The organism is Rhodococcus sp. C-2 (assembly GCF_027854095.1).
Lineage (GTDB): Bacteria > Actinomycetota > Actinomycetes > Mycobacteriales > Mycobacteriaceae > Rhodococcus_F > Rhodococcus_F qingshengii.
Genome location: NZ_JAQGFI010000001.1, coordinates 837,581 through 853,861 on the forward strand (window position 1 = coordinate 837,581; position 16,281 = coordinate 853,861).

14 protein-coding genes are annotated in these 16,281 nt (G+C 63.2%); 6 read left to right on the plus strand and 8 right to left on the minus strand.

All coding sequences use genetic code 11. The annotated features are described in order from the left end of the window. Positions 1-32 precede the first annotated feature (32 nt). Positions 33-2,294 (minus strand): ATP-dependent DNA helicase RecG, encoded by a 2,262-nt coding sequence (recG, locus tag PCS43_RS03800; RefSeq protein ID WP_209908317.1) that lies wholly within the window; start codon positions 2,292-2,294, stop codon positions 33-35. 73 nt (positions 2,295-2,367) lie between these two features. Further along, positions 2,368-4,077, minus strand: coding sequence for a DAK2 domain-containing protein (locus PCS43_RS03805; protein WP_050656645.1), 1,710 nt, complete (start codon positions 4,075-4,077; stop codon positions 2,368-2,370). A gap of 333 nt (positions 4,078-4,410) precedes the next feature. Between PCS43_RS03805 and rpmB the strand changes: the two genes are divergently transcribed. Next, on the plus strand, positions 4,411-4,602 hold the full coding sequence (gene rpmB, locus PCS43_RS03810; RefSeq protein ID WP_003942669.1) for a 50S ribosomal protein L28: 192 nt from the start codon (positions 4,411-4,413) through the stop codon (positions 4,600-4,602). Positions 4,603-4,739: 137 nt separating this feature from the next. Next, complete coding sequence (locus PCS43_RS03815) at positions 4,740-5,534, plus strand: enoyl-CoA hydratase-related protein (RefSeq protein WP_003942812.1); 795 nt, start codon at positions 4,740-4,742, stop codon at positions 5,532-5,534. 66 nt (positions 5,535-5,600) lie between these two features. Here the strand turns inward: PCS43_RS03815 and PCS43_RS03820 are convergent, their stop codons facing one another. From PCS43_RS03820 to PCS43_RS03830, 3 genes are read right to left on the minus strand one after another with little or no spacing between them, the layout of a single operon-like run. Further along, positions 5,601-6,272, minus strand: coding sequence for a uracil-DNA glycosylase (locus PCS43_RS03820; protein ID WP_007729326.1), 672 nt, complete (start codon positions 6,270-6,272; stop codon positions 5,601-5,603). After that, positions 6,272-6,793, minus strand: a complete 522-nt coding sequence (locus tag PCS43_RS03825) for a gamma carbonic anhydrase family protein (protein WP_007729328.1) — start codon at positions 6,791-6,793, stop codon at positions 6,272-6,274. The genes PCS43_RS03820 and PCS43_RS03825 overlap by 1 nt, the downstream gene beginning before the upstream one ends. Before the next feature lie 9 nt (positions 6,794-6,802). Next, positions 6,803-7,852 carry a thiamine-phosphate kinase gene (locus PCS43_RS03830; RefSeq protein ID WP_007729330.1) on the minus strand — a complete coding sequence of 350 codons (1,050 nt, stop codon included), beginning with the start codon at positions 7,850-7,852 and terminating at the stop codon, positions 6,803-6,805. A gap of 77 nt (positions 7,853-7,929) precedes the next feature. Here PCS43_RS03830 and PCS43_RS03835 point away from each other — a divergent pair, with 77 nt between their 5' ends. After that, a complete protein-coding gene (locus PCS43_RS03835; RefSeq protein ID WP_003942765.1) occupies positions 7,930-8,622 on the plus strand; it encodes a DUF3515 domain-containing protein in 693 nt (230 codons plus the stop codon). On the opposite strand, the gene PCS43_RS03840 is transcribed toward PCS43_RS03835, so the two are convergent. From PCS43_RS03840 to PCS43_RS03850, 3 genes are all read right to left on the minus strand, one after another. Then, positions 8,623-9,729: a D-alanine--D-alanine ligase family protein gene (locus PCS43_RS03840; protein ID WP_042450837.1), complete on the minus strand. Its 1,107-nt coding sequence runs from the start codon at positions 9,727-9,729 to the stop codon at positions 8,623-8,625. A 71-nt stretch (positions 9,730-9,800) separates the two neighbouring features. Then, positions 9,801-10,952: a cystathionine gamma-lyase gene (locus PCS43_RS03845; RefSeq protein ID WP_042925741.1), complete on the minus strand. Its 1,152-nt coding sequence runs from the start codon at positions 10,950-10,952 to the stop codon at positions 9,801-9,803. After that, positions 10,949-11,947: an NAD(P)H-dependent glycerol-3-phosphate dehydrogenase gene (locus PCS43_RS03850; protein WP_030535420.1), complete on the minus strand. Its 999-nt coding sequence runs from the start codon at positions 11,945-11,947 to the stop codon at positions 10,949-10,951. Before PCS43_RS03850 ends, PCS43_RS03845 begins: the two co-directional genes overlap by 4 nt. 126 nt (positions 11,948-12,073) lie before the next feature. On the opposite strand from PCS43_RS03850, the gene cofC reads away from it, so the two are divergent. Genes cofC through PCS43_RS03865 form a run of 3 tightly spaced genes read left to right on the plus strand, consistent with a single transcriptional unit; the run spans position 12,074 to position 16,062 of the window. After that, entirely contained in the window at positions 12,074-12,823 is a 750-nt protein-coding gene (gene cofC / locus PCS43_RS03855) for a 2-phospho-L-lactate guanylyltransferase (RefSeq protein WP_080552786.1), read from the plus strand. Positions 12,824-12,874: 51 nt separating this feature from the next. Then, positions 12,875-15,118, plus strand: a complete 2,244-nt coding sequence (locus PCS43_RS03860; protein WP_003942685.1) for an RNA degradosome polyphosphate kinase — start codon at positions 12,875-12,877, stop codon at positions 15,116-15,118. Positions 15,119-15,135: 17 nt separating this feature from the next. Beyond that, a complete protein-coding gene (locus PCS43_RS03865; protein ID WP_007729338.1) occupies positions 15,136-16,062 on the plus strand; it encodes a bifunctional NUDIX hydrolase/histidine phosphatase family protein in 927 nt (308 codons plus the stop codon). The last annotated feature ends 219 nt before the right edge of the window (positions 16,063-16,281 follow it).

Below are 16,281 nucleotides of genomic sequence, written 5' to 3' on the forward strand. Positions count from 1 at the left end.
TGCTATTCGATTTCAGCTTGTCGTCATACCCTTCACGACTTCTCGAGGTACTCGATCCGGTCGGAGTCCAGGGCAGCGGTCACCATGGAAGCGAGGGCGGGATGACCGTCGAGCGACGGATCGGAGTCGACGATTCCCTGAGCGAACTCCCTGGCGGACTCGAGGATGTCTCCATGGGCCATGAGGGAAAGCAGCCGCAGATTCGAGGTTGTGCCCGACTGCGCCGCACCGAGAATGTCTCCTTCACGTCTGGTCGCGAGGTCGAGTTGAGCCAGTTCGAACCCGTCGTTGGTCGCTGCCACCGCCGAGAGCCGCTCGTACGCCGGCCCCCCGGGATTGCTTCCGGTGACGAGGATGCACAGTCCCTGGTGTTTCCCTCGACCGACGCGGCCACGCAACTGATGGAGCTGACTGACGCCGAACCGCTCGGCGTCGACGATCACCATCACCGTCGCGTTCGGAACGTCGACACCGACTTCGACAACGGTCGTACAGACGAGGACGTCGATGTCACCGACGTTGAACGCGCTCATCACCACGTCCTTTTCGTCGGAAGGCAGTCGACCGTGCAGCAACCCGACTCGCAGATCGGCCAGCGGACCACTCGACAGCTCTTCGAAGACGTCAACCGCCGACTTGGTCTCGGGCTGCTTCTCCTCGGTGAACTGATCTTCGCCTGCACCCTGCTCGCCGTCACCGATCCGCGAGCACACGACATACGCCTGACGGCCGTCGGCGACGTCCTCACGGATTCGTTCCCATGCGCGATCGACCCACTGCGGCTTCTGCTTCGCGGGCACGACACTGCTCTTGATCGGGGTTCGCCCACGTGGAAGCTCTCGCAGGGTCGAGACCTCGAGGTCGCCGAGCACGGTCATGGCGATGGTTCGCGGAATCGGCGTTGCCGTCATCACCAGCAGATGCGGACTCAGTCCTTCACGGGCACGTGATCGCAACTGATCACGTTGCTCGACGCCGAAGCGGTGTTGCTCGTCGACGACAACCATGCCGAGGTTGAAGAACTCGACGTTGTCCTGAATGAGCGCATGGGTACCGATGACGATCCCGGCGTCGCCGGTCACGGCTTCGAGCAGAGCTGCGCGCTTCGCAGCGACTGGCAGCGAGCCGGTAAGAAGGGCGATACGGGTGGAATGTTCGGCAGAACCGAGTTCACCACCTGCAGCCAGCGAGCCCATCATCTTGCGCAGTGATCGCGCGTGCTGATTTGCCAGGACCTCGGTGGGTGCGAGCAACGCGCACTGATAACCCGCATCGACGACCTGCAGCATCGCGCGCAGAGCCACGATCGTCTTGCCTGACCCGACCTCGCCCTGAAGAAGGCGGCTCATCGGGTGTGGGCGGGCAAGGTCGGTGGAGATCTCCTCCGCGACTGCTTGCTGTCCCTCCGTCAGAGTGAACGGGAGCATCTCCTCGAACTGGTCCGCGATCCCGCCGGCGACCGGAGCGCAGGCCGGAGCCACACGCTCGGAATTGTCGTGACGACGCATCGCGAGGACCAACTGCAGAGACAGCGCCTCGTCGAAACGCAGACGATCCTGTGCTCGTTCGATGTCTTCCTTGGTATCTGGCAGGTGAACGGTGCGCAGCGCCTCGTCCAAACCGATGAATCCGTGCTCGGCCCGAGTCTCGGCGGGCAACGGCTCCTCGATCGGATCGAGTTGGTCGAGCACTTGCCGCACGCACCGCATGATGGTCCAGCTCTCGACCTCGCGGGTCGCCGGGTACAGCGGGATCAATGCGCGGTCGAAGACGGACAGATCGAGTTCGGCGCCGGGATCCTGATTTGCGCGAGCCAGGCCCGCAAGGTCACCGGCTCCCGTGATGGACGCAAGCGGAACTACCGAATCCTCTTCGCCGACACGAGGTTCCGGGAGAATCAGGTAGCTCGGATGAGTGAGAGACCACTTGCCGCGGAAGTACTTCACCGTCCCGGAGAACATCGCCCGAACGCCGGGCTTGATGACGTGCCGCACCTTCTGCGGGTTGAAGAACGTGACGTCCACGGTCTGCGAATCAGTCGCCAGCGATACTCGCAACATCTGCCCCGGACGGTTCTTCATCTTCACGACGGCGGCCGACGCCACACGCGCGATGATGGTGATGTGCTCACCCTCGGGCGGCTCCTTCTCGGCAAGTTCCTTGCCTGCCGACGCGTACCGGTGTGGGTAGTGACGCAGCAGGTCCTCGACGGTGCGGATCTCGAATGCCTCGTCGAGCGCGTCCGCGGTCTTCTTTCCCAGCAGCCGATCGAGTGGGTCGGCGAGCGTCGCCATCAGTTCCTCCAGCACAGTGTCGCGGTAAGCACATGTGTTCGTATATCAGCAGTCACCGACAGACCCGGTTCGATCACTCCACACCCAACTGGAACAGGTCACCCGGCTGATCACCCTGATAGACGAGCACGTCGACGCCCGGGTGGTGCGCGACGACGTGCGCCTCGAGCTGCCCGGCCAGGTCGTCCGGCGCGTCGGCGCCCATGAGTAGGGTCACGAGTTCGCCGCCGGATCCGAGCGCGAGGTCGACCAGTCGCGCACTCGACTCCGCGACGTCGGGACCGATGAGCACCACCTCGTGCCCCATCAGACCGATCGCGTCACCCGGATCACATGTCCCGACGTAGGTCAGCGAACGCTCGACCGCGATCCGCAACGATCCCCAGCGCGTGGCGGCCGCCGCCTCGGACATCGTGAAGCCGTCGTCGGCGACGTTGCGCTGAGGGTCGTGAACGGCAAGTGCTGCCAGGCCCTGGACCATCGACGACGTCGACAGCAGCAGAACCTGGTGAAGCGGATCGCGTGCAGCGGCACTGACTGCGACGAGTTCCTGAGCGGTCAAAGCTCCGTTCGGAAGCACCAGAACTTCGCTGCGTTCCATCTGACGAATGCGGCCGAGCAGTTGTGCGCGTGTCACCGGCGCATCGTCGCACCGAAGAACCGTCGCACCCTCACTCTCGAACAACGCCGCCGCGCTGTCACCGGCAACGACGGCCAGTACGCCGCGCGCGCCGGCCCCGGGGAATCGCCTCTCCGCCCGTGCCACCAACTGGTCGCGTTCGTCGACGAGAAAACTGCTGATGCGAATACCGTGCACCTTCCCGGCCTCGAGGCCGGCTTCCACGGCTGCACCGGCATCGCAGCAATGCACGTGCACCGACCAGCCGCCGAAACCGTCGCTGACGATGACCGTCGAATCTCCGAGGACGGACAGCCGCGTGCGCAGCGCCGTCATGCGATCGTCGTCGGAGTCGTCGACGAGGTACATGACCTCGAAATCCTGTTCCGAGTGATCACCACATTCGATCGGGCTCTTGTGAGCCCAATCGTGATCGAATGCGCTGACGTCGACAACTGCGCTCGACCTCGGGTCCGGCGTCCCCAGATCTTCGCGAACCTGCGGCTTCCCGGTCAGCACCTCGACAAAGGCGTCGAGGATCAGAACCAGACCGAATCCCCCGGCATCGACCACCCCGGCGGACGCGAGAACGTCCAGTTGCTCCGGCGTCTTGTTCAGTGCGACCGCAGCGGCGTCGGCAGCGGCGGCAACCACGGATGCAAGATCCTCGCCGCTCGGTGTCCTGGTGTCGACGCACTCCTGCGCTGCTTCTCCCGATGCACGCAATACCGTGACGATGGTGCCTTCCACCAGATCGGAGACAGCCCGAGAGGCCAGCGTCGTCGCCGTGGTCAGCGAGTTCGCGAAGCTACGGCCGTCGATGTGCTCACCTTGAACGCTCTCGGCGATGCCCCGGATCACCTGGGAGAGGATCACTCCGGAATTACCGCGAGCACCGGACACGGCGCCTCGAGCCAGAGCGTTGGCGACGCGGCCCGCACTGCGGACGTCGTCCTCGATCGTCTCGGCGGAATCGAGTGCAGCCCGCATCGTGAACAGCAGATTGGTGCCGGTATCCGAATCAGGGATGGGAAAGACGTTGAGGTTGTTGATCTCACCGCGACGTTTCTGGAGGCTGTCGACCGCCCGGCGGGCCCAGCGCCGCAGCAGATGTCCGTCCGCGACGGATTCCGCTTCTTCGGCGACGCGTTGCACTTCCCCCACTGACGGTTCCCCTCGACGATGGAAAGACTGACGATGAAAAAGAGATCGGTGATCGGTGCAGTCGAGGGTAGTCCGACGCTTCTGCGCAACCGTCATTACCGGGCGGTTTGGCCATTCGGGCCGGAAGCGGTTACTCTTACACGGTTGCCTCGAACGGGCTACACGAAATAATGCTGCACTTTGTTTGTTGCTGATTGACTGTTTTCACGTTCGGCTGCACAGTGAGCGGTCAAGGATCAGTTCGAAGTCGAGTATATTCGGATTGTAATTCTGGCTGCCCTACCGTGTAGGGTAACCACTTCAATATTCATTTCTAACAAGGAGTTCGCGACTATGGCTGCCGTCTGCGACGTATGCGCCAAGGGGCCCGGCTTCGGTAAGTCGGTCTCGCACTCGCACCGGCGTACCAATCGTCGCTGGAACCCGAACATTCAGTCTGTTCGTACCGAGGTTGCCCCGGGTAACACCCGTAAGGTCAACGTGTGCACCTCCTGCCTGAAGGCAGGCAAGGTCGCTCGGGGCTGATTGCCCGAGCACAAACTATTGCAGGCTCTGCCCCCGTCACTTCGGTGACGGGGGCAGAGCTGTATCTATATCTATGTGGCTGTATCTATGTGTCCCCGTGTTTCGTATGGCTGTCGGACACCCGTAATGTGCGTTGAGTGACTTCCATCGATGACCTGAGCAAAGTGACCCTCGACGAGGGCGTACTCCGCATCACCATTTCCACCGCCGCCAACGGCACCTCCCTCGACGACGAAGGACTGGTTCAGGGCGCGCAGGCGCTCGAGACAGTCGGAAACGACATCGGGAGCATCCTTCTGGTCGGCGAAGGCGCAAACTTCTGTGCCGGCGGCAACGTCCGTGCGTTCGCCGCAGCCCCTGACCGCGGCGAGTACGTCGCCGAGGTTGCCCGCGTCTTCCACGTGTTCGTTCGCGCGCTCGACGCTGCGACCGCTCCAGTGGTGGCCGGGGTCCACGGATGGGCTGCCGGCGCCGGAATGAGCCTGGTCTGCCTCGCCGACGTCGCAATCGGCGGCACCGGCACCAAGCTTCGCCCCGCGTACCCCTCCATCGGTTTCACCCCGGACGGCGGAATGTCGTGGACGCTTCCACGCATCGTCGGCGTGGCACGCGCTCGCGAGATTCTTCTCAACGATTCGGTGATCGGTGGCGACGAAGCCGTCCGCCTGGGGATCCTCACCCGACTCGTCGGTGACGACGAGGTCCAAGAAGAGGCAGCTCGCCTCGCCCGCGCTCTGGCCAACGGACCGAGTACGTCGTACTCGGGAATCAAAGCACTGCTGCGTTCGTCGCGGACGAACTCGCTCGCCGAGCAACTCGACGCCGAAGCCGCGTCCATCGCCATCGCAGCGAACAGCCCGATCGGACGCGAGGGCGTCGACGCGTTCGTCGACAAGCGTCGGCCCGATTTCACTTCAGCAAAGCAGGCCTAGTCGAACTGCCGTGCCGAACGTCGCGACTCGACGTTCGGCAGGCCGGTTCGTGCAGACACCGTTCGATCAGCCCAGATTCCAGTCGACCGGATCGGCTCCGAGTCCGGTCAAGAGTTCGTTCGCACGACTGAAGGGGCGCGAACCGAAGAAGCCACGCGAGGCCGAAAGCGGTGACGGGTGCGCGGATTCGATGATCGGTGTGTCGCCGAGCATCGGCGCGAGAGTGGCCGCGTCACGACCCCACAAGATCGCCACCATCGGCGACGACCGCGCGACCAGAGCGCGGATAGCCTGCTCGGTCACCGGCTCCCAGCCCTTCTTACGATGAGAAGCGGCTTGACCCGGCTGCACGGTGAGAACGCGATTGAGAAGCAGCACACCTTGTTTCGACCACGGTGTCAGATCGCCGTTCGGCGGTATCGGCAACCCGAGATCCTGGTGATACTCCTTGTAGATGTTGCCGAGACTTCGCGGAACCGGCCGCACGTCCGGTGCAACCGAAAAGCTCAACCCGACAGCGTGACCGGGCGTCGGATAAGGGTCCTGACCGACGATGAGCACTCGAACGTCCTCGAAAGGGTTCGTGAACGCACGCAAGACGTTCTCCCCCGCCGGCAGGTACTCCCGTCCCGCAGCGATCTCTTCGCGCAAGAACTTACCCATCGCGGAGATCTGCTCCGAGACCGGTTCGAGTGCCCGCGCCCACCCTGGATCGACGATCTCTGCAAGCGGCGCCATCAGTCGAGCCTGCGCAACGCGTCGCGGTAGTACGCCGCATTGGCTGCGTACATCTTGACGTTTCCGTCGAGGTGGCCGAGCGGAACTTCGTATCCCGCACGGACCTTGGCGGGCACACCGAGTGCCATGCTGCGCGGGGGAACCTGCATCTTGTTGGCCACCACCGCACCCGCGGCGACGATCGACCCCGTCCCGATCACCGTTCCGTTGAGAACAACTGACCCCGACGCGATCAGGCAATGGTCCTCGATGGTCGATCCCTCGATGTGCGCGTTGTGGCCCACGACGCAACCGGAACCGATGACAGTCGCATCGATGGCGGTGCAATGGATGACGGTTCCGTCCTGGATGTTCGATCCGATTCCCACCGAAATGGTTCCGTAGTCACCACGCAATACCGCTTGCGGCCAGATCGAGGTACCCGCTGCGAGAGTCACGGCGCCGATCACCACCGCGTCCGGGTGGACGTATGCGTCCGGATGAATGTCCGGAACTCTGTCTCCAAGTGCGTATACAGCCATGAACGCAACCTATACCGCGGTGGTACCGGTGGTCGAAAAGCTGTGCCAGCCCCCGTCGCTCTCGCGAAGCGAACCGTCGACGCTCACGCCCGAACCGGCGGCAACCTCACCGATCACGATCCAACCCGACGGAATCTCGACCTCAGGCCCGAAAGTTGCTGCGAATCCGTGATCTTCACCACCGGAGAGGATCCAGTCCAGCGGATCGACGTCGAGCGCCTCGGCCGCCGATGCGACATCCGGTGAGGTCGGAACCGCAGCCGAGAAGATGTCGAACCGCACGTGCGAGGCCTCTGCGAGATGTCGGAGGTCCGCGATCAATCCGTCGGACACGTCCGTCATGGAATGTGCTGATTCTGCGGCGTCCCATGCCGATTGATACGGCGGATTCGGAACGCGATGGGAGGCAAGCAAATCTGGAAAGTTTGCGGGCTTGTCGAGCAGTACGGCTTCGTCGAGCAGTAGTGCCAACCCTGCTGCCGAGCAACCGAACAACCCGGCGACCGCGATCTTGTCACCGATCTTTGCTCCCGAACGCAGAACTGCCGCACGGCCACCGAGATCGCCGAGCACGGTCACCGACACCACGATCACCGGTGACTGGACCAGGTCACCGCCGACCACACCGGCACCCAGATCGGTTGCCGCGTCCCAGATTCCCGCGGAGATTGCGTCGACCACGTCGACGGGTGTCGAAGGCGGGCACCCCAGAGACACCGTGAAGGCCGTCGGCCGCGCTCCCATCGAGACCACATCAGCAGCGTTCTGTGCCACTGCCTTCCGGCCGATGTCGCGTGGTGAAGACCAATCCATTCGGAAATGTCGACCTTCGACCAACATGTCGGACGAGACAACCACACGGCCGTCTCCGGAAGTCACGATGGCGGCATCGTCACCCGGCCCCAATTCAGTGGTGACCGGTTGGATTCGGCCGAGAAGAGATCGCGCGATCACGTCGAACTCCCCCACCTGCTCGACAGTGGGCTCCGACCCGAACTCCGATGACGCAGTGAACTCTGATGATGCAGTGAACTCCGATGATGCGATGAGTCTCTCCAATGCCGACGCAATTCGCTCGTAAGCGGCCTGCGGTACCTTCTAGCTGTGGTCGTGAATGCTTCTGCAAGCTCACGCGTGTGTCGGCAATCCTACCGATTCACCGACATGCTCTCAGAAGTGACAAGACCGCTGATCGACTGGACCAGGACCCGAGCGAAGAACTGAGCATGGCAGAAAACACCTCCACCGCAGACAACGCCGACATCGACCCCGACGGCGACGACGATCCGTCAGAGCGCCGCAGTCCGGCGCTGATCGCCACCGCCATCGCACTCCCGGTAGCCCTGATCGTCGGAGTAGTGATCGCGGCCGTCGTCGCGGGAAACAACCCTGAACTCTCGCCGGTTGCATTGGGACCCGTACCGGCACCGGCAGCGGAGTCGCCGGCCTGCGTTTCCCTTCTCGGCGCGCTCCCCGACAAGATCGACGACTTCACGAAAGCCGAATTGGTGGAACCTGCTCCGGCCGGTGCGGCAGCGTGGCAGCGCAGCGAAGGAGAGCCGATCGTCTTGCGCTGCGGACTCGACCGTCCGTCCGAGTTCGACCAGGCTGCAGCACTACAGGTCGTGAACGGTGTCCAGTGGTTCCAGGTCTCGGGAACCGACATCGGTTTGGCGGCGAGCACTTGGTTTGCCGTAGACCGCGGTGAATACATCGGTATCACGATCCCCGACGGGACCGGTCCGACGCCGATTCAGGAAATCTCCGACACCATCACGGCGACCCTCGAACAGAAGCCTCTCGACCCGGCGCCGGTCGCGGTTCCCTGATCAGCGAAGGCCGGTGCCGCGAGCGACGGCGGTGTCGACCAGAGTCGAAATCAAAGTGCGGTAATCGATTCCGGTGGCGTTCCACATCTTCGGGTACATCGAGATGGAAGTGAACCCGGGCATCGTGTTGATCTCGTTGATCACCGGGCCGTCAGCCGTGACGAAGAAATCGACCCGCGAGAGTCCCTGGCAATCTAGTGCCTTGAACGCGCGGACAGCAAGCTCCCTGATCTGGTCGCTCACCGACTCGTCGAGTTTCGCGGGGATGTCGAATTCACAGACGTCGTCGAGGTACTTGGTGTCGAAGTCGTAGAACGCGTCCGAATCGGCGTCGGAATCCGGCATCCGGATCTCGGCGACCACACTCGCCTTGACGTCGCCGTTCGGGAATTCGAGGACGCCGCATTCCACCTCGCGGCCGATGATCGCGCCTTCGACGATCACCTTGGGGTCATGCAGGCGTGCATGAGCGATCGCCCCGTCCAGACCGTCCCAATTGCTCACCCGAGTGATGCCGATGGACGAGCCTCCACGAGCGGGCTTGACGAAAACCGGAAGGCCCAATTCCGCCTTCTGCTCTTCGGTCAGCGTTGCGGTTCCCGGCCGAAGCACGACCTGCACTCCAACGGGAAGTCCTTCAGCAGCAAGAAGCTTCTTCGTGAACTCTTTGTCCATGCCGGCGGCGCTGGCCAGAACTCCGGGTCCGACGTACGGAACCCCGGCAAGTTCGAGCAGACCCTGAATCGTGCCGTCTTCGCCGTAAGCCCCATGAAGAACGGGGAACACGACGTCGACCGACGCGAGCACAGCACCGGCGTCGGAGCCGTCGAAGGAGATGACCTCGCCCTCGCGGGTGGGGTCCGCGCTGAGGACCACCGACGTTCCGTCTTTGTCGACCGACGGCAGCGCGCGCCCGCTGATCGCGAGGGAACTGGGGTCGCTCGAACCGAGCACCCAGGAACCGTCGACGGTGATGCCGATCGGTACGACGTCGTACCGATCGGGGTCGAGGTTGCTCAGGACGCTTCCGGCGGAAACACAGGACACTGAATGCTCATTGCTCCGGCCACCGAAGATCACGGCCACGCGGGTACGACTGCTGTTCACGCGTCAAACCGTACCGCCGAATCGACTGCGGCACGCGATCGGGCCGGACCGATTTCGTCGACCCGGCCCGTTTACGCGTCGAGTGCGCGCTCGATGTCAGCCAGGAGATCGGCGGTGTCCTCGATGCCACAAGCGATTCGGACAAACCCCGCACTGACCGGATCGCCCCAGCGCGCACGGCGATCCGCCGTCGTGTGGATCCCGCCGAAGCTGGTAGCAGCCGTGACGAGAGCGCTCGCTTCGACGAACGAGTGGAATGCCTGAGCCGAATCCAACTCGACGCTCACCAATCCACCGAATCGATTCATCTGACCGGATGCCGTTGCATAGGACGGGTCACCGCGAAGGCCGGGGTAACGAACGGACCGGACTGCTTTGTGATCCACCAACATCTCGGCAAGCGCCAGCGCGTTGTCGCACTGACGCCCGAATCGCAGGCCTGCCGTGCCGAGACTCCGGTGCGCAAGCCACGTCTCGAAGGGGCCGAGCACCGTTCCCGAGAGAAGTCGCTCACGCTCGATTTGCCGACTCACCGCCGTATCGGAGGTGGCGACGTAACCCATCAGGAGGTCACTGTGCCCGCTGAGAGCCTTGGTACCGCTGGCCACCACGACGTCGGCACCCAATTCGAGCGGGCGCTGACCCAGCGGTGTCGCGGTCGTGTTGTCGACGATCAGCAGCGCACCCGAACGGTGGCACACGTCGGCGAGCACGCGAAGGTCGACCACGTCCAGCACCGGGTTGGACGGCGTCTCGGCGACGACGACCACGCGGCCCGGTGACGCGTCGAGCAGATCTACGAAGCTCGCGTCGCCCATCTGCAGAGTCGAAACCTCGCGAACGGTGATTCCCAACGGCGCGAGGCGCTCGTTCGCGTACAACCGCACTTGGTAATACCCGTCCGAGGGCACGACGACGGTATCCCCCGCGACGAGGACGCTGCGCAAGGTAGCGGTGATCGCGGACATCCCCGATCCCATGACGAGGGCGTGGTCCGCTCTCTCGAGCGCCGCGAGCGCGGATTCGAGTCCGCGCCAACCCGGGTTCGATGCACGTGCATAGGTATCGGACTCTGAACCTTCGTCCGCCGAAAGTTGGTACGGCGCAGCGAATATCGGGCCCAGTTGCATGGGCTGACCCGCGGCGTGTTCGCGCGCGACGGCGCTCACGCTGCGCGTCGAATCCCCGTAATCCTCGAAGCGACCCACACCGATTTCACTCATTCCGGCTTCGTCCGGCGTCCGAGCAACTGACCGATCGCATCGCTGACGGCCATGCCTTCGTGGCACACCCGGTGGACCGCGTCGGTCAACGGCATCTCCACGTCGTATCCGGCAGCGAGTGCGCGTACCGACGTGCACGACTTCACGCCCTCGGCGACCTGACCGTTGGTTGCCTTCTGTGCCGACTCCATCGACCCGCCTCGTCCGAGCCGCTCTCCGAACGTCCGGTTTCGCGACAACTCGGACGTGCAGGTCGCTACCAGGTCACCGACGCCCGCCAAGCCTGCAAGAGTCGACGCCTTGGCGCCGAGCGCAACGCCGAGACGAATCGTCTCGGCGAGCCCACGGGTGATGATGCTGGCAACCGTGTTGTCGCCGAATCCACTGCCGGCGGCCATGCCGCAGGCCAGCGCGATCACGTTCTTACACGCACCACCGATCTCGCATCCGATGACGTCGGAGTTGGTGTACGGCCTGAAATAGCCGGTAGCACAAGCATCCTGGAGAGCGAGGGCACGCGAGGAATCCGAACAGGCGATCACCGTCGCCGCGGGCTGCCCGCCGGCGATCTCGTGTGCAAGGTTCGGGCCCGAGAGCACCGCGACGCGCCCCGGTTCCACGCCGGTCACCGACACGATGACCTGGCTCATGCGCATGAGCGTCCCGGTCTCGATTCCCTTGGCCAGACTCAGCAGAGTCGCATCGGGTCCGATCGAGCCTTTCCACTGCTCCAGGTTTGCTCGTAGCGACTGCGAGGGAACCGCCAGCACGATGAAGTCAGCACCTGCCATCGCCTCCTCGTGGTGGTGGGTCGCGCGAATCGACGAAGGCAAAGCAATGCCTGGCAGATAGTCGCTGTTCTCGTGCGTGGTGTCGATGCGCTTCGCGACCTCTTCACGCCTGGCCCACATCGTCACGTCGGTTCCGGCCTCGGCCATCACCTTCGCCAACGCCGTTCCCCACGAACCTGCGCCCAATACAGCTGCCTTACTCACACGCTCACCCCGTCTACCCGGCGAAGCGGGTCGCCGCCAGAAAAATCGTCTGCACAGAGTATCGCCTGTGGTGCACTGCGGTGGGCAGCCGCGGACACCGAGCGTGATGACTGGCAAGATCGAGGGATGGACAGCGCGGAACCCCCGTACCCACACGCCGTGGAGACACCGCATGCGCGCACGGAGATCGAACGCCCCATGCATGCGATAGTGGCCGTCAAGTCCTTGAGATCGGCCAAGTCCCGCCTCGCGGGCGAACTCGACTCGGACGCGCGTGCAGACCTCGTGTTGGCCATGCTTCACGACACCCTCGCCACAGTTGCAGCCGTCTCGGCCATCGACAGCGTCACAGTGGTCACCCCAGACCCCACCGTTGCCGCCCTTGCATATTCCGTCGGCGTGACGGTCTACGCCGATCCAGCTCCCGACGGCGCCCGAACCAACGGCGCAACACCGCGCACGGAGGAAACCCTCAACGCGGCGTTGAGTGCAGCGGCCGCCGATATCCGAGCCAAGCGCGGAGTGGTCGACCTCGTTGTGCTGCAAGCCGACTTGCCCGCCATGCAACCGAGCGAACTGACGGAGGCCGTGGCCGCGGCCCGAAGCGGCGGACGTTCAGTCGTCGTCGATCACCACGGCACCGGCACTTCCGCATTGTTTGCGTGCGGCGAAAGCGCGCTCGACCCTCGGTTCGGGCCGGAATCCGCACTTGGACATGCCAATTCAGGTGCTCGTCCACTCAACGGCCAATGGCCGGGACTGCGCACCGACGTCGACACCCATGCCGATCTCGGCACTGTGCGAGCACTGGGAGTAGGCCCCGCGACATCGGCTTCGTTGACCAGACTCAAGGCCACGCCGTCGAACAGTCGATGAATTTTCTTTCATCGATTGTCGGACCGCGCGATTGTGGGGGATGATCGACGAGTGAGCAATGGCGAAGCACTCGAAAACCGTATTTCCGAAGACCAGTCGGACGGAGACCACAGCTCCGGCCGGCACGAGAACGGCGCGGCCACCTCGCCGCGATCTCAGGCCGTCGCGGTCGCCACCAACATCCCGGGCGCTCCCCCTGCAGCTACCAAGGCAGAGCTACCCGAATTGCTCGTCGGACTTCCCGAGGATCGTTACCTCAACCGCGAACTCAGCTGGCTCGATTTCAATGCCCGTGTTCTCGCATTGGCTGCCGACGAGTCACTGCCGTTGCTCGAACGCGCAAAGTTCCTCGCCATCTTCGCTTCCAATCTCGACGAATTTTTCATGGTCCGGGTCGCCGGACTCAAGCGCCGCGACGAGACGGGACTGTCGGTCAGGTCCGCCGACGGCCTCTCCCCACGCGAACAATTGGCGCTCATCGCGCGTCGCACCCAGGAACTCGCTGACAAGCACGCACACGTGTTTCTCGACTCGGTCCGCCCTGCCCTGGCGGCAGAAGGCATTTCAATTGTTCGATGGGCCGACCTCAGTGCCGACGATCACGGCCGGCTCTCGGCGCATTTCCACGAGCAGGTCTTCCCGGTACTGACGCCGTTGGCAGTCGATCACGCCCACCCGTTCCCCTACATCAGCGGACTGAGCCTCAACCTCGCCGTGACAGTGAAGGACTCCGTCACCCGCGGCGAACACTTCGCTCGCGTCAAGGTTCCCGACAACGTCGGCCGGTTCGTGCGAGTCAAGAGCACGACATCTTCGTCCACCATCGATTCTTTCCTCCCGATGGAAGAACTGATTTCGGCTCATCTGGACGTGCTGTTCCCCGGAATGGAAATCGTCGAACATCACGCTTTCCGAATCACACGCAACGCCGATTTCGAGGTCGAAGAAGATCGGGACGAGGATCTGCTGCAGGCACTCGAACGTGAATTGGCGCGTCGTCGTTTCGGTTCACCCGTTCGCCTCGAAGTTGCCGACGACATGACCGAGCACATGCTCGAACTGCTTCTGCGTGAACTCGACGTCGATCCGGCCGACGTGATCGAGGTTTCCGGTCTCCTCGACTTGTCCTGCCTCTGGCAGGTTTACGCCGTCGACCGCCCCGCTCTCAAAGACGCTCCGTTCGTCCCGGCGACGCATCCGGCGTTCGGTGAACGCGAGACTCCGAAGAGCGTGTTCTCGACCCTGCGCGAAGGCGACGTGCTCGTCCACCACCCATACGACTCGTTTTCCACAAGCGTTCAACGCTTCATCGAACAGGCCGCCGCCGACCCGCAGGTGCTCGCGATCAAGCAGACCCTGTACCGCACTTCCGGCGACTCCCCCATCGTCAATGCACTGATCGACGCCGCCGAAGCGGGCAAGCAGGTTGTCGCGCTGGTGGAGATCAAGGCCCGCTTCGACGAGCAGGCCAACATCAAGTGGGCACGCAAACTCGAGCAGGCCGGCGTTCACGTCGTCTACGGTCTCGTCGGTCTCAAGACTCACTGCAAGACGTGCCTCGTCGTCAGACGAGAGGGCTCGACCATTCGTCGTTACTGCCACATCGGCACGGGCAACTACAACCCGAAGACCGCGCGCATGTACGAGGACGTCGGATTGCTCACCGCAGCACCGGAGATCGGTGCAGACCTCACCGACCTCTTCAACTCGCTGACCGGATACTCCCGAAAGACGAGCTACCGCAACCTTCTCGTAGCGCCGTACGGGGTTCGCCGCGGGATCATCGAGCGGATCGACAACGAGATCGCTCACAAGCTCGCAGGCCGCGATGCCGGTATCCGCTTGAAGGCCAACGCATTGGTCGACGAGCAGGTCATCGACGCGTTGTACCGCGCGTCCAAGGCCGGTATCCCCGTCGAGATCGTGGTCCGCGGAATCTGCGCGCTCAAGCCGGGCGTTCCCGGCCTCAGCGAAAACATCGAAGTACGTTCCATTCTCGGACGCTTCCTCGAACACTCGCGAATGTTCCATTTCCGCTCGGCCGACGAATTCTGGATCGGCAGCGCAGACATGATGCACCGCAACCTCGATCGCCGCGTCGAGGTCATGGTGCAGGTCAAGGACCCGAAACTGTCGAAGCAACTCGGTGACATCTTCGACTCCGCGCTCGATCCCCGAACTCGCTGCTGGGTACTGCATCCGGACGGGAGTTGGGTCGCTGCCCCCGAACGCGGTGAGGACGTACGTGAGCATCAACAGTCGTTGATGCGCAGTCGCACCGCCAGCGGGTCTTGACGGGCTCGGATCACACAATGAGCGACAAGCCGGTCAAAGCCAACATCTTTGCCGCAGGCGCGGTTCTGTGGCGGAAGGCTCCTCAGGATCCTTCCGCCATCGAGATCGCCGTCGTACATCGACCGAAGTACGACGACTGGTCATTCCCCAAAGGAAAGCTCGATCCCGGCGAGACCTTCTTGACCGCAGCAGTTCGCGAGGTCCGCGAAGAGACCTCGATCACCGGACGTTTCGGAAGGCACCTCGGTGGCGTGACGTACCCGATCCCGGGACATCGCAAACTCAAACGGGTCGAATACTGGTCGGCCGAAGCAGTGGACGGAGATTTCGGGCCGAATAGCGAAGTGGATGTTCTCTATTGGCTTCCGGTCACCGAGGTAGCCGATCATCTTTCCTACCCGATGGATCGAATGATTCTTCGCCGCTTCGTTTCCCTTCGGCCTGACACGAAAACGGTATTACTCGTCCGCCACGCAAAAGCTGGAAGCCGTAAGCGATACAAGGGCGACGACAACGTGCGTCCACTCGACGCCAAGGGCAAAGAGCAATCCGCCGCCTTGGTCGAACAGCTGAAAATCTTCGGAGCCGATTCGGTTTTCGCGGCTGACCGTACGCGCTGCATCGACACTGTGATGCCATTGGCGGAGGCATTGGGTGTAGAGATTTCGACGGAACCTCTTCTGACCGAAGAAGGTTACGAGGCCGATCCCGACGCCGCCAGGGCGCGTGCGCTGCAGATCGCCGCACTGGAGGGCACTCCCGTAATCTGCAGCCAAGGAGGCGTCATCCCCGATTTGATGCGCTGGTGGGCTGATACGGCCGGTGTAACACTGCCCTCGGCGCGCAACCGTAAGGCGAGCACTTGGGTGCTCTCGTTCCTCGACGGCCGTCTGGTAGCCGCGGATCACCTCGACAGCCCGCTCCCCAAAGTCGCCAACTCCTGAGGGATTTGGACCAACCGACACCCAGCTCGATTCGGTAGTTTTGCAAAGCACTGAAACACAGGAGAATTCACACTTCTCCCAGACAGCAAAAAAGAGGTGCAGCCGCGGATCTGATCCGCGGCTGCACCGCGATGGATTTACGCCAAGGGGTTTTAACCCCCACGCCCCAACTTTGGGCGCGTGGCCGGAGACAAATTGGCCGCTGCCGGAATGGCGGGC